We start from the raw sequence: 13,683 nt of genomic DNA on the forward strand, positions 1-13,683 counted from the left end.
GGGTCCTGATCATCACCTATTGTCTTCTGGAATTAACTACCGCCTTCATCAATGTCCAGTATTGATATCGTTTTCATCCGTTTTACCCCAATGGCTTGTCAGTTGGTCAAGTCTTTCCATACAAACTTTAATTCGATTAACCTCAGTATGGAGTATAGAAATATGGTGGTGTAGACTAGCTTCTCTTTCCACAATGGCCCGCTTCATTTCCTCCGGTGCTGGTCCGCCAGGCAGCGACCGAGTTTTAACAAAGTGTTCTGGGTCCATTGCTGTGCGAATGATCTCCTCCGGTAAATTCAACGGAATTCCGACAACTGCTTTTGCCGCTTCATCCACGAGTACAGATGTGACATGAGTAGCATTCAGTCCTCTGGCCAAGGCAATTTTCACCACCTGGCTGGCAATGGAATGAGAGGTTCGAAACGGGATGTTTGCTTCCCTAAACAGGGTGTCGGCTAATTCCGTTATCGTCGCAAAACTTTCTTGGGCCCTTCTTTTTAACAGTGCTTCATTTACTTCAAGTGTTCCAATCACCACGTTTGTTAACCGAAAAACTTGATCAATAAGGTGCAGGCCCTTCCATAAATACGGCTGAAGGTCATCCTCGGTATCGTTTATATCTCCGTATGGTGTGTTATGTAACATTTGAAGTACGGTTTGGGCATTCCCAATTCCGCTAGAGCTTAATGCACGAATATGCTCTAGTGAAACAGGATTTCTTTTTTGCGGCATAATGGAACTCGTTTGAACATAGGGGTCAGCCACACGAATCGCTGAAAATTCCTGGCTGGACCATATGAGAAGGTCTTGTGAAAACCGGCCGAGATTGATAAAGGTTAATTGTATCGCTGTTGCAATTTCCCCTAAATAATCGGCACCGCCAATCGCATCATAGGCACTCTTGATGATTTTCGGAAATCCTAATAACTCTGCGACTGTATTTCGGTCAATCGGAAATCCGGTCGTAGTGAAGGCCGCCGCGCCGAGAGGACTAGCATTGCATGTATCATAGGCTGCTTTCAATCTTTTTAAGTCACGGTCAACGACATCGTACATACCCAGAAGATAATGGGAGAACGTCATCGGCTGGGCTTGCTGCGTATGGGTATGCCCAAGGACAATGGTTTCCTTATAGGTGTCGATCACCCTCAAAAGTGTTTCTTGAAAGGAAAGCAGCGCCTCGATGGCGAGTAGAATCTTGTCCCGAAGAACCATCCTGTACATTGCAACACCCATATCGTTCCGGCTCCGAGCAAGGTGCAAACTCCCACCCATTTCGCCGGCAACTTTCATAATTTGATTTTCTACAAGGAAAAAGAGATCCTCATACTGTCCATCATAGGTGGATTGGAGAATTCTCTCCTTATCAAGTGCGCAAATAGCTGCAAGGATTTGGGAACCCCCACTCTCCTGCAACAACCCTTGTTCCACCAGCATAATCAGGTGGGCTTTATGGATTGCTATCATCGGCTCTAGTAAAGATTGCTTGGCGTGCTCATAAGCAGGTGCCAATACTACCTCTGAATAGGTCGCTCCAGGAAACTTCCGACCTTCTTTTTCCAAAATGCTCTCCTTAATATTCATCACAATACCCCCAATATTCCCCTATCATGGTTAATTCGGTAAAAAAGGCTACAAGAATGAATAAACCTTAAATGACTAGTAAACTTTTGAAAATAAAACAGGAGAAAAAAGTTCGCGATCTTTTGTTTATTTTATGTCTCCAGCCTATTTATGTTAATAAAAAAAGCATGAACATTGTATGTCCATGCCACCGGTTGTCCGGAAGACAGTAAATAATACTTTTTTATAGACTAAAAATTCAACTTTTCTTCTTCATACAAAGGTGGTAATATCTTTGCCAAATGAGCAAATTCCTTTGCACACCTTGCCAAAAAAAGACCGCAGGTGTGTAAATACCATATAGTCTAATGTAACGTAACCATATTTATTTTATATCCACTGAATAGATCCAAACTCACCATGCGGATGGTTTTGTAATTTAAATCTTCTATACTCATATTCTAATTTCGATAGTGGCAACTCATAAAGCTTTTGATCGCCTTTGTTATAGACGTTTAAAAAAATTAATTTATTGATAAGTTTTTGTCGCTTTTTTTCATCACTATTTCTCAACAGAAACACTCCCTTAGTTTTACAAAAACTTTCCCTTGAATACAACCACTTTTAATTTCATTTATTAGATTAATTTTATTATAAACCTACAATTCCTATCAGTAAAGTATGAATTAAAATTAAATAAAGAAGACACTATCATCATGACAGTGCCTTCGCGATTTTCAATGACAAGCGGTATGGACCCAATCGGTTGTCAACCCCTGCTCGAACTGGTGGTACAAGACGAATAATTGACGCCTGTAGAGGCGACTAAACCCATGCCTTCTCCGCGCCTTTTGGGAGGTATCATATCTGTAATGGCCGTAAGAATAGAGGTTGTGGTAACGGCCCAGCTTACCCCGTGCAAAATTCTGAGCCCCATCAAAAAGACGATTCCGCCGACCCAATTGTACATATACATGATCAAGGCAAAGAGAAGCAGCCCCCTAGATGATAAACGGCCCCCTGCCGAACTGGTCCAGTAGCCCACCGATAAATGGGCGAAAAATTACGGCTGAAAGCATAAATGCTCCCATCCCAAGCCCGACCTGTGATTCTTTTCCACCCATCTGTTTTATGAAAAGAGGGCATCTTTAAATCGTTAAAAAAGAAGAGTGTACACATAATACATCCTTCTTAACCATTTTAATAAAGACCTTTTTCGTCCTTACTTCCATTTACCAGTTAATACCTCTGTTCGATCCGTTGCAGGTGAAGGTGTCCTTGATAAATTGGTAATTTCAGCATAGATTTCTTCTGTCATTTTAAAATCGGCAGCTGCTAATGAATCTTCTAATTGGTTTAAATTTCGTGCACCAATGATAGGAGCAGTAACAGCAGGATTAGCCATTACCCAAGCAACTGCTAAAGTTGCAGGTTTCACATCATGTTCTTGTGCATATTTGGTGAACTGTTCAGCCGTAACAAAATCATCATCGGCACCGTAACGGTCACCATAGCGGGCATTCTGTACAAGGCGGCCCTGCTCAGGACGTTTATTCACTCCATATTTTCCTGAAAGAAGTCCAGCACCAAGTGGGCTATAAGTAATGACTCCAATTTGTTCGGAAGCAGCCATTGGTAAGATTTCAACCTCTGCTTGGCGTTTAACAAGGTTATACATAGGTTGGATCAATTCAAAACGAGCCAGTTGTTCTTTTGCAGAAATTCCTAATGCTTTAGTGATTTGCCATGCTGCCCAATTGCTTACTGCCGGGTAAAGAATCTTTCCTTGACGCTGTAAGTCATCGAGTGTCCGTAGCGTTTCCTCCATAGGAGTTTGTTCATCAAAATCATGGACGAAATAAAAATCAATATAATCCGTCTTTAAGCGACGCAGGCTATTTTCAATACCTTGCATCATATGTTTTCGGGACAAGCCTCTAGCATTCACATCAGCACCCGTGTTCCAGAACACTTTTGTTGTTAGGACGATGGATTCACGCTCATGAGCGATGCATTCACCTAAAATTTCCTCAGAACGCCCATAAACATCGGCAGTATCGAAGAAGTTGATACCAGCTTCCCGACAACGTTTATACATGGCTTTAGATGTTTCTTCATCAGCGTCTCCGCCAAAAGACATGGCCCCAAAACATAAATTTGAAACCTGAATTCCTGTTTTTCCTACTGTGCGATATTCCATAGTGGACCTCCAATATTTATTCATTCTTTAGTTAAACGGCGGTTAATCACGTTTTGTTACATACTTCAACCATAGCCCGCCATCGTCCAGTTTTTCGACTTCTTTCAAGGAGAAATTTACTGGATGCTGATTTGTTAGAAAAGAGCTCGTTTCAAATAGCGTCACTGAATTAGATGCACCATCCGCAATTGGAACTAAAATCAGGCTCAATTCATCAATTAATCCTTCATTCAAAAAGGAACCATTTAAAAAGCCCCCACCTTCTAGCATTAGTTCATCGATTGAAAATAGATTTTTTAGTTTTTCCACTACGACAGTAAAATTTAATCGTTCTTTTCCGCCAAAAATATAAGATATACCTATTTTTTTCAGATGAGCTAAGTAAGCATCAGATACTTGCTCTGTAAGCACCTCTACTATATGGTCCTTCGTTCTATTATCGTTCCATTCTGAAATGTAGTTGTTGGTCCATCCTAGTTTTCCAGAAGGGTCTACTGCTACGACATAACTTTTAGCATCCTTATTTGCTAGATAATCAGTTCTGGGGATCGTCGGAACGTTATCTTGTTTTAAATCTAATTGATGTCCGAAAGTAAAGTGTTCCTCCATGGTAATCCTGCCACACATCCATGCTTTACATCCATAATGTCCATGAATTTTTTCGTATTCGTCTGTATAATACGCTGCTCGTTCTTCTTTCAAATAATCTCCAATGATTTTCCCATCCAATGAAGTGAGCATGTGGCAGATTATATATGGTCTTTCCATGTGTTTTTCCCCTTTAAGTGATAGAATACTGCCCCAAAAATGTGTAAATGGGGCAGCTAAAGAGATTAGCTTAACCTACTTGAACCGTTGGTCGGATAATCATTTCATTAATACCTACATCTGCTGGCTGCTCACTGGCAAAGGAAATCGCACGAGCAATGCTCATTTTCAAGAATATCGTGATCTTTCAACACGGTAGATAAAAATCCTACTATAATTAATTAAACTCTATTATTCCGAAGTTGCTAATTAAATTCTTGTAAAAATCAATACCATTTGATTAAACAACATCTGTTTATAATTATACAAAGGAACATAATTCTTTCAATCGTTAATTTAACGCAATTTGTTGATTATTGAACAAATCATTCTAAATTGTTGATTCTACTCATATTACCCCCTCCATTAAATGGCTCTTTCGTAATTCCTGGGTTTACTATTAAGACTAAACGAGACCGCAGCGATAATTGCGGCAATGGCGACTGATACAGCTCCGATCCAGCTGACCGCCAGCACCGATGTGCTTTTTACGGCAATACCCCCTATTCCAGCGGCTGTTGCTATGCCTAACTGTATAAAAGAGCCATATAGACTAAGCATAATTCCTGATGCCTCTGGAGCGAGCCAGACCAGATTATATTGCATCCCTGGGCCTGACGACCACGCCGAGAGGGACCATAGCATAAGCAATGGAATGGCGACAAAGGTTGAACTAGTGATAGTGGATAGCAACACTAAAGCTATAACGTGGACAACCAAACCGCCGACAAGAGTTCTGGAGTTACCAATCCGATCCGTCATAAATCCCCCAAACTTGGAACCTATTAAGGTAGCAATACCGAAGGCAAACAAGGCACCACTCAATTCTCGTCCGCTTATGGATGTAACGGTTAATAGGAAGGGAGCAATATAGGAATACATCACCCCATATCCTAGCTGCCAAAAGAACGTTGCACCTAGGCCCATTAAGATTTTCGGGTTCTTTAAATAAGAGAGTTGCTTGCCTAGAGGGACGGCCACTCCGTTATTTGTGGCGGGAATCGTACGCATGATAACGAAGATTGCTAGTAAACTAAGAACACCAATTCCCACAAAGATTAGCTTCCAATCGTACGTGGTGGCTACAACACGGCCAATAGGTACACCGATGATGATGGCAGCACTAAATCCAAGAATAATTGTGCCAATAGCCCCTGCTTGTTTTTCGGGTGGTGCTAATTTTGCTGCGGCAGTTTTGGCAGCAATGGCAAAAACTCCACTTCCTAGAGCAAGTATGATACGAGATGCGATAAGAAATCCGAAACCAAGAAGGGTGATGGTCATCACACTGCCGAGCACCATTAAAGCAAGAGAAAGCATCATTAACTTTCGCTGATTCATTTTTGTCGTCGCCATTACGACAAGTGGGGATCCGAACGCATTAGCAAGAGCAAATACGGTGATTAGTTGTCCTGCAACTGATACCGAAACATTATTCGAGGCAGCAACTTTATCCAAAATACCTGCAATAACGTACTCCGATGTACTCACCATGAAGGTAATCAAGGCCAGCATGTAAATTTTCGAGGTGTTTTTCATATTGATTCCTTTTCACCCCTCAAAGATTCCTGATACAACTTCCTATCGTTAATTTTTCATTCATTTTCGGGAATCACTTCATTTACACAACTTAATGCGTTTAGTGTTTTCGGAAAGCCCATATATGGGAGGCAGTGGGTGATGGCAGTGATCAATGTTTCCTTGTCATTGCCGACATTTTTATTACCCAGCACATGTGACTTAACTTGGCTTTCACAACCACCCAGCGTACTGATAATACAGAGTGTCAACAACTCCCGTGTTTTCAAATCAAGTCCGCCACGAGTGTAGAAATCTCCGAAGCAAAAAGCGGAAAGATAATCCTGCATATGCTTTTGATTTGCTGGAGCAGCCTCACGCATTTTTGCAATGACTTCACCAAAAATCTCTACTTGAGTAGCAAGTCCTTTCTCGAAACGATTATCTTCATCTACAGTCTTTTGGCTTTCAATTGGTAAAGCGATATTCTTTGCTTTGAAAACCTCATTGACTTCATTGATGGCGTTTAATGTTTTGGGAAATCCAATGTATGGAGCACATTGATAAACGGCCTCTTTGATTTCTACAGGTGTCAACCCAACATTCAATGCCGCGATGACATGTGCCTTCAGTTGAGGTAATGTTTGGTTGGTTGCAAGCACTACCAGAGTGATTAGCTCACGTTGCTTGTCATCTAGGTTACCTTGATAAAAAACTTCTCCAAAAATAAAGCGGCTAAGAATGTCCTGAAAATCAGGATCAGTAGCGTACGCGGCTGGTACTCCATTACCAAATAGTTGTTTGTATTTTTCTTTGCTCTTTTCAACTCGGTCCATAAATAAGCCTCCTGTATGAAGTTAATTTACTTTTATTATTCTAAAAGTTAGCTAAACATGATGCTTTAAAAATTAATATTGATTGATTAATCAACATCTGTTTATAATTATAAAAAGATTCTTAGTGCGTTCAATGGTTAAATTAACGCAATTCGTTGATTACTCAACAAATCAATTATAATTGTTAATTATCTTTAGAAAGATTGGTGAATGAAAATGTCTAAAGTAGATAGAAGAATAGCTAAAAGCCAAATAGCTATAAAAAATGCTGTTATTGACCTGATGTCTGAAAAAAGTTTTGACGACATTACCATTCAGGATATTGCTGACAGAGCAGATGTTAATCGAGGTACAATCTATCTTCATTACACGGATAAATATGATCTACTGGATAAAATGATAGAAGAACATATAAACAATCTCCGAGACCTTTGCCAATCAGCATCTGAAATGACGTTTCAAGAAGGAAATTATGTCTGGTTCGACTACTTTGAGCATAATTACTTATTCTTTTCTACCATGTTAGCGAGTAAAGGTGCTCCTTATTTTCGTAGTCGGTTTCTTGATTTAGTCATTGAAGAGTATAAGTGTGAAGTGGATATAAAAGAAGGAAAAAATCACGGTTTAAATGAAGATGTTATTCTTCAATTTTTTGGCTCAGCGATCGTTGGGGCAGTGGAATGGTGGTTCAAGAATGGAATGCCTTTGCCAGCTCGTGTCATGGCAGAACAAACGGGGGCATTGTTAGATAGGAATCTTGAATAGTTAAGAGTAACTGTTGCAAAAATAATTACTCCTAGTGGTAAAGCAGAATATTCACCCGCCATTCCCACTTTTAAAAGACAATTCTCTTACACCCAGAAATGAAAACCATCATTAGTTGTTTAATCAACATCTGTTTATAATCATAAACAGAAACAAGATGCGTTCAATCGTTAATTGAGCGCACTTTGTTGTTTATTCAACAAAGTGATCCAAATTATTGATAATCTTTAAGAAAGTTTGGTGATAAAACAATGTAGTAAGTTCATCTACACCGCTGAGACAGTATTCGCATTCTCCCCACGAGTCAAGAAAGCCAGAAACGCTAACTTGGTCTCCAACATCAAACGATTGAAGATTTGAGATTTTCAACCTAATAAGTCGATTTCTTGTGTATTTTAGAAATCGACTTTTTAGGTTGGCTGTACCGCTAAAGCACTCATTAGCTTAGTCATTTCTTCACAATCAAATGAACATGAAAAGTTGGATCCAACATATCTTATAGGAAAATGCCATCTCCACAATTGCATATTTTTATCCAACAAGACCAAAATTAAAAATTACTCTAAATTATTATTAATTTTTTTTACAACTTTTGCTGGTACTCCTGCAACAACAGTATTTTCCGGGACATCCTTAGTTACAACTGCTCCTGCCGCAACAACAGAGTTGTCCCCAATCGTCACACCAGGTAGTATTGTTGCGTTTGACCCAATCCATACATTTTCGCCAATCATAACTGGAGAGGGGTATGTAATGTTTCTTGTTTCTATGGATAACCCATGATTAAGTGTGGCAATCGTAACATTCATACCTATCATAGAACCGTTTCCTATACTAATTCCACCTCTATCTTGGAATGAACACCCTGTGTTAAAAAACACGTTTTTTCCAATAGTGATATTTTTACCAAAGTCTGTATAAAATGGCGGAAAACACATAAACGATGAATCGACTTTGTTACCTGTCAGTTCACTAAAAATCTCTACTATTTCTTCTCTTGAATGATAGGATGTATTCAATGTCATTGTTATCTTTTGGGCTTCATAACTACATTGCTTTAGTAGTTCATGTAATTCCTTATCCTCACCTGAAATTGGATTTCCTTTTTTACAAAATTCTATAAATTCTTTCATTTCCATTTTTTAAAATCACCTATCTTTTTTTGCTACTAATTTCATTATACTTCTTGTTTTTGTGGGCGAATAATGGTCACTAATCTTCTTTAATTTAACCTCTCTACGGGCTGCTAATACTAATTTACCGCTTTTATTCTAAAATTTTTGCAGTTGCACTTCACTAACATGTTAAAAATTATGTGACTTTTAAGCGAATATCTATTTTACTGTTATAAAAACAAAAAGAATTCTCAATCATATGGTGAGAGAATTCTTTTTGGTCCATTTTGTGATGATTAATTTACAATAAAGAATGATTAAACAACTTGTTTGGTTGGGCGAATCAAAATTTCGCTTACAGCAACTGACTCAGGTGTACTGATCGCATAAGCTACAGCATCAGCAATATCGCTTGGTTTCAAAGAAAAACCTTCTCCTGATTCCATAAGATTCTTTACCCATTCTCTATCTTCAGGAGTATTTATTGTAGTATAAAGTTCAGTCGATACAGCACCTGGAGAAATAATTGTTGAACGAATATTATTTTCCCTTTCTTCTTGGCGAAGCCCCTCCATGATAGCACGAACCGCAAATTTTGTTCCGCAATATACCGCAGAACCGGGGTAGACGACATGACCTGCAACAGAATCTGTCGCAATAATTTGACCGGATTGTTGTTTTTTCATGATAGGTAAAACCGCAGAAATACCATTTAATACCCCCATGATATTGATGTCTAACATTTGTCTCCATTCATCAAAGCGTGTTTCTGAAAGTGGGGCAGTTGACATAACCCCAGCGTTATTGTAGAGTACATCTACACGACCGTATTTTTCCATTGCCAAATCTACAACAGCTTGAACTTCTTCTTTATTTGTTACATCTGCAACAGCATATGAGATTTCAGCATTTGGTAATAATTCAACAAGAGCCTTCAAACGGTCTTCACGGCGAGCAGCAATGACCAATTTTGCTCCTTCTTGAGCAAGTTTCTTAGTTGTTGCTTCACCAATTCCGCTTGATGCCCCCATAATAATAACTACTTTATCTTTAATATTTGACATGATTATTTCCTCCTTTTTATATTTATATCCTGTTTTTTTATACAACGTTTTATCTTCACCTAAAATATCAGGCTAATATACTTATTTTTCCTATTTAGCGTACAGCGAGTTTTTCTATTTCGTAGTTCAATGCATAAGCCACGTAATCCTTTGCACTTTGCTCAAGCTGCTCGTTGGACATTTGCCACACTCCGTACACTATAAATGGGGTCAAATAGCGGGTACCGATCAGTTCATCATTGAGTTGTTTTTAGAAACAGCAGATCTCTCAGATGATGTATACCTATTGTTTGCTGCAGTATTACTGCATCCTGCAAAAGTAAAAATAACAGCAAGAGTAAAAAATACTGGAAGGATTTTCTTCATTCTATCTGCTCCTCGTATAGCTAAGCCTTATACCGATCTACAAGGATCTTCTACTGTTACCAATCGATTCGTTTTCCATCTCTGAAGACCCCCCCGTTTGGTCCTTCAGGTCCAATTGTCGCTAACCACAGGATAGACTCAGCTGCTTGCCTAGGAGTTCTTGGAGCAGATGATCCACCCATATCTGAGCTTACCCATCCCGGATCGACTGCATTTATTTTGATATCACCATTGATTTCTGCTGCTACCAATCGTGTCAATCCATTTAGGGCAAATTTAGACAACTTATAAGCGCCTACTCCTTGATAAGATATCTCGCTCATCGCCCCATATTCTGAAGAAACATTAATGATTCTCCCATAGCCTTGTTTTTCCATGAGGGGAATAAAGGAACGGATCACATGGTAAGCGCCGAAGAAATTGGTTGTCATTGTTCTCTCCAGAACGGAAGGGTCCATTGCCACTAACTTTTTATTTTCCTCCAGATACACGCCAGCATTATTAATCAATACGTCTAATCTTCCATACCGCTCATTTACTGTAATTGCAGCTTGATGGATGCTTTCTTGATTATCTACATCCATCACCACAAACGAAACGTCCAGATTTGATTCCTTAAGTCTTTGCGCAGCTTCATGACCCATTTCTGGGTCACGACTTGCCAAAATGACCTTAAAACCATTCAACGCCAATTGTTTAACCAGCTCATATCCAATACCGCGATTCCCGCCGGTGACCAGTGCAACTTGTTTATCGTGTGACATTTAATTCCTCCCGTTCCCGTTATCCGATAGAGTGGCATCTAAAAATCCTAATAGGGATACTCCTTATTTTGAAAGTTGTTGTGTAGGAGTAAACATGTAGTTTCTAAGTAAAATAGTTACCAAACTTAGTATCAATGATAGGAATCCCACGAATACGACGTATTGTGTACCCATATCCGATATAATTAACCCGCCTACAGCTGCGCCAAATGTTGTTCCTAAATTAACGGATGTTAAAAATAAGCCATTTGCGAAATCAGGAGCTTCGGGAGCTGAAGACGTAATCCAATATTGGTTAATATTGCCCCCTATTCCAGCTAAAATTCCCCAAATTAAAGTAATGATAGCCATTGGTACGGTAAATTGTCCAAAAAAGAATAATAGGATGTAAACAACTCCCAATGCAAAAGGAAATGTCACTACAGATTTGATCGCATTTTTAGTAAGTAACTTCCCTGCGACAATGCTTCCAATAATATTGGCTCCGCCGTATACGAATAATATTAGACTAATAGTATTGGAAGACATATTCGTAACAGTTTTCAGATAATCTGCAAGATAACTATAAACTCCAAATACGGCTGAGTTTAATAAAATGACAGACACAATCGAAAGCCAAGTAATAGATTTTTTTAATACCGAAATTTGTGCTCCGAAAGAAAGTCTTTCCTTAACAGGCATAGAGGGTACAAATAGTAAGGTAGCAACGAATGCCAACATATTTACAATAGCAAAGAACACCATCGCCATTTGTAAAGAAGTTGCACTAGCAATAAAACTTGCGATTGGTACACCGACCACCATACCGGCAGATACTCCTATAAATACTTTGGAAACAGCTTTTGGAGCTTCTTCTTTACTTACTGAGGCAGCCGCTACTGTAAATGCCAACGAACAATAAATGGGATGAAAAAAGGCTGGAATAATCCGAGCCATTAATAGAATGGTAAAGTTAGATGTAAATATGGATACAATGTTTCCCAAAACGAAAACACCAAGTACAAGTAACATGACCTTCTTCCGATTGATCCCTGAAAACAATAAAGGCATCGTTGGACCAGATACTGCAACAACAAGGGCAAAAAAACTCACCAGCCATCCTGCTTTTGCTATACTGACATGAAATTGATCAGAAATGGAAGGCAATATCCCAATAACCCCCATTTCTGTATTTAAGATGCCGAAGACTCCGATGGTTAATATAAATGTGAGTAAATTATTTTGTTTTTGCAAGAAAATTCCTCCAACTCTCTTCCTTTAATTGACTTTTTCAATATGAACTGTGAAATCACCATGAATTTTTTTAAAGTTTTCTTTTCCAGATTCAATCTTACCTAGTATAATAAGATCATTTGTGGCATCCCCAAAACCATTATAAAAAATAGCCAAATTTCCCCAAGGAGAATAATAAGCAAAGTCTCCTTTTTTTGGTTGGTTTCCGGATTGCACATTGTCTGCCGATAATCTTTTTTGTAAAACACTTATTTTCTCTTTACCTACATAATCTTCTAATGTTACCGTTAACGGCAATTGAGCTAAAAAATCTCTACTTGCTGAATTATCATACATATTCACCATTACTTCCTCATTGTTAAATGTCAATTTGACTTTAACATCTTCCATAATAACTAAACCTCCATTATCAATTGTTGAATCCTTATTATTTTGTTTGTCCTGCACATCGATTTTAACTATTTGTTCACCACTTGAATTTTTATTTGGAGTAACATCATCATTGTTTTCACTCCCATTATTACTACTTCCGCAAGCTGTAAGAAACGTTGAAATCCCCAATATAGACAAAAGTGTGAATTTAAACCCTTTTCCCAACATTTCTCCTCCTCATTTATTCGTACAAATGGTTTGAAAATAACATGAAGAATAACCAAAAATCTAAAAGTGATTATAAATGCTCTTAATGAACCTATGCCTGAAAAACCGGTCCAAGAATTCATTTGAAATCCTTCACTTTAAGGCTATTTTAGATTGTCTGTTCTGTGTTTCCTGCTTTTGAATAAATTTCAAAGCATAATGTGTCCCACAAACATAGATTCCCATAATAGATAAGTAGTCAATTAAAAAAGTGATAATAGAATTATCATTGGACCAACTACCAAATGGATTATAAATCATTAGCTTTGAACCCATTTCTCTTTCGAAGGAAGCATGCACCCCATAGGCAACAATTAACACCGCCAAAATACGCAACCCAATGGTGCGAATACGGCTAGTACCGGTAATTCCCGTTATCCTCCGCACTGAATTGATAATCATCCCCCAGGAAAATCCTACATGTACTGCCATGATGATAAATCCCCAATAGGCTGTCTGAACATGTAATTGCCGTAGAGTCATGTCGTTTTTTATAGGATAGGGAAATAAATCACTTGAAATTAGCACCGCACTAATCATCATCATCGCCATAGTTACAAGAAAAAGTAGATTGATTGCTATTTGTAAAATGCGCCTTAAATTATGCGTTCCCTTTAAAATCAGCTTATACCAACGTCCATTTAAAAAATTATGGACGATAAATAATATAAGAACGACAACTCCAACGAATTCATGAATTGTATTTCCAGTAATATAGTAAGCCATTGCTATCAACATGAGTACTGTCATAACAACGTCATTTACTAGCTTGAATAACATCTTGCGATTCAAAGCATTCACCTCTTTCTATTG

The 13,683-nt window shown here is 38.5% G+C and carries 13 protein-coding genes and 1 pseudogene; 1 reads left to right on the plus strand and 13 read right to left on the minus strand.

Going from position 1 to position 13,683, the window contains the following annotated elements:
• Nucleotides 1-48 precede the first annotated feature (48 nt).
• The 7 genes and pseudogenes from argH to QF028_RS14370 all read right to left on the minus strand — a co-directional run bounded on the left by argH (nt 49) and on the right by QF028_RS14370 (nt 6,924).
• Nucleotides 49-1,584 carry an argininosuccinate lyase gene (argH, locus tag QF028_RS14340; protein ID WP_429466378.1) on the minus strand — a complete coding sequence of 512 codons (1,536 nt, stop codon included), beginning with the start codon at nt 1,582-1,584 and terminating at the stop codon, nt 49-51.
• Between the two features lie 369 nt (nt 1,585-1,953).
• A complete protein-coding gene (locus tag QF028_RS14345) occupies nt 1,954-2,136 on the minus strand; it encodes a Fur-regulated basic protein FbpA (RefSeq protein ID WP_429466380.1) in 183 nt (60 codons plus the stop codon).
• A 256-nt stretch (nt 2,137-2,392) separates the two neighbouring features.
• A pseudogene (locus QF028_RS14350) lies at nt 2,393-2,705 on the minus strand (MFS transporter); the annotation flags it as partial.
• A gap of 80 nt (nt 2,706-2,785) precedes the next feature.
• Nucleotides 2,786-3,763 (minus strand): aldo/keto reductase, encoded by a 978-nt coding sequence (locus tag QF028_RS14355; protein WP_429466382.1) that lies wholly within the window; start codon nt 3,761-3,763, stop codon nt 2,786-2,788.
• A 42-nt stretch (nt 3,764-3,805) separates the two neighbouring features.
• A complete protein-coding gene (locus QF028_RS14360) occupies nt 3,806-4,531 on the minus strand; it encodes a dihydrofolate reductase family protein (protein ID WP_429466384.1) in 726 nt (241 codons plus the stop codon).
• A gap of 405 nt (nt 4,532-4,936) precedes the next feature.
• The gene (locus QF028_RS14365) at nt 4,937-6,109 is read right to left on the minus strand and encodes an MFS transporter (RefSeq protein ID WP_429466386.1); all 1,173 of its coding nucleotides are present in this window, start codon (nt 6,107-6,109) and stop codon (nt 4,937-4,939) included.
• Between the two features lie 56 nt (nt 6,110-6,165).
• Nucleotides 6,166-6,924, minus strand: coding sequence for a carboxymuconolactone decarboxylase family protein (locus tag QF028_RS14370; RefSeq protein WP_429466388.1), 759 nt, complete (start codon nt 6,922-6,924; stop codon nt 6,166-6,168).
• A gap of 216 nt (nt 6,925-7,140) precedes the next feature.
• On the opposite strand from QF028_RS14370, the gene QF028_RS14375 reads away from it, so the two are divergent.
• Nucleotides 7,141-7,689, plus strand: a complete 549-nt coding sequence (locus QF028_RS14375; RefSeq protein WP_429466390.1) for a TetR/AcrR family transcriptional regulator — start codon at nt 7,141-7,143, stop codon at nt 7,687-7,689.
• 557 nt (nt 7,690-8,246) lie between these two features.
• Here QF028_RS14375 and QF028_RS14380 read toward each other — a convergent pair.
• The 6 genes from QF028_RS14380 to QF028_RS14405 form a co-directional block, all read right to left on the minus strand.
• Nucleotides 8,247-8,828 (minus strand): sugar O-acetyltransferase, encoded by a 582-nt coding sequence (locus QF028_RS14380; RefSeq protein ID WP_429466392.1) that lies wholly within the window; start codon nt 8,826-8,828, stop codon nt 8,247-8,249.
• Nucleotides 8,829-9,121: 293 nt separating this feature from the next.
• The gene (locus QF028_RS14385; protein ID WP_429466394.1) at nt 9,122-9,868 is read right to left on the minus strand and encodes an SDR family oxidoreductase; all 747 of its coding nucleotides are present in this window, start codon (nt 9,866-9,868) and stop codon (nt 9,122-9,124) included.
• Nucleotides 9,869-10,290: 422 nt separating this feature from the next.
• The gene (locus tag QF028_RS14390; RefSeq protein WP_429466396.1) at nt 10,291-10,998 is read right to left on the minus strand and encodes an SDR family NAD(P)-dependent oxidoreductase; all 708 of its coding nucleotides are present in this window, start codon (nt 10,996-10,998) and stop codon (nt 10,291-10,293) included.
• A gap of 63 nt (nt 10,999-11,061) precedes the next feature.
• Entirely contained in the window at nt 11,062-12,231 is a 1,170-nt protein-coding gene (locus QF028_RS14395; protein ID WP_429466398.1) for an MFS transporter, read from the minus strand.
• Between the two features lie 24 nt (nt 12,232-12,255).
• Nucleotides 12,256-12,831, minus strand: coding sequence for a cyclophilin-like fold protein (locus QF028_RS14400; RefSeq protein ID WP_429466400.1), 576 nt, complete (start codon nt 12,829-12,831; stop codon nt 12,256-12,258).
• A 132-nt stretch (nt 12,832-12,963) separates the two neighbouring features.
• Nucleotides 12,964-13,662, minus strand: coding sequence for a DUF4405 domain-containing protein (locus QF028_RS14405; RefSeq protein WP_429466402.1), 699 nt, complete (start codon nt 13,660-13,662; stop codon nt 12,964-12,966).
• Nucleotides 13,663-13,683 lie beyond the last annotated feature (21 nt).

The organism is Neobacillus sp. B4I6 (genome assembly GCF_050434045.1).
Taxonomy (GTDB): Bacteria; Bacillota; Bacilli; order Bacillales; family Cytobacillaceae; genus Neobacillus.

Bases quoted from the DNA above. Each gene is read 5' to 3' on its own strand.
- QF028_RS14355 (WP_429466382.1), bottom strand. From the start codon at position 3,763: ATGGAATATCGCACAGTAGGAAAAACAGGAATTCAGGTTTCAAATTTA.
- QF028_RS14375 (WP_429466390.1), top strand. From the start codon at position 7,141: ATGTCTAAAGTAGATAGAAGAATAGCTAAAAGCCAAATAGCTATAAAA.
- QF028_RS14385 (WP_429466394.1), bottom strand. From the start codon at position 9,868: ATGTCAAATATTAAAGATAAAGTAGTTATTATTATGGGGGCATCAAGC.
- QF028_RS14400 (WP_429466400.1), bottom strand. From the start codon at position 12,831: ATGTTGGGAAAAGGGTTTAAATTCACACTTTTGTCTATATTGGGGATT.
- QF028_RS14360 (WP_429466384.1), bottom strand. From the start codon at position 4,531: ATGGAAAGACCATATATAATCTGCCACATGCTCACTTCATTGGATGGG.
- QF028_RS14365 (WP_429466386.1), bottom strand. From the start codon at position 6,109: ATGAAAAACACCTCGAAAATTTACATGCTGGCCTTGATTACCTTCATG.
- QF028_RS14390 (WP_429466396.1), bottom strand. From the start codon at position 10,998: ATGTCACACGATAAACAAGTTGCACTGGTCACCGGCGGGAATCGCGGT.
- argH (WP_429466378.1), bottom strand. From the start codon at position 1,584: ATGAATATTAAGGAGAGCATTTTGGAAAAAGAAGGTCGGAAGTTTCCT.
- QF028_RS14380 (WP_429466392.1), bottom strand. From the start codon at position 8,828: ATGGAAATGAAAGAATTTATAGAATTTTGTAAAAAAGGAAATCCAATT.
- QF028_RS14370 (WP_429466388.1), bottom strand. From the start codon at position 6,924: ATGGACCGAGTTGAAAAGAGCAAAGAAAAATACAAACAACTATTTGGT.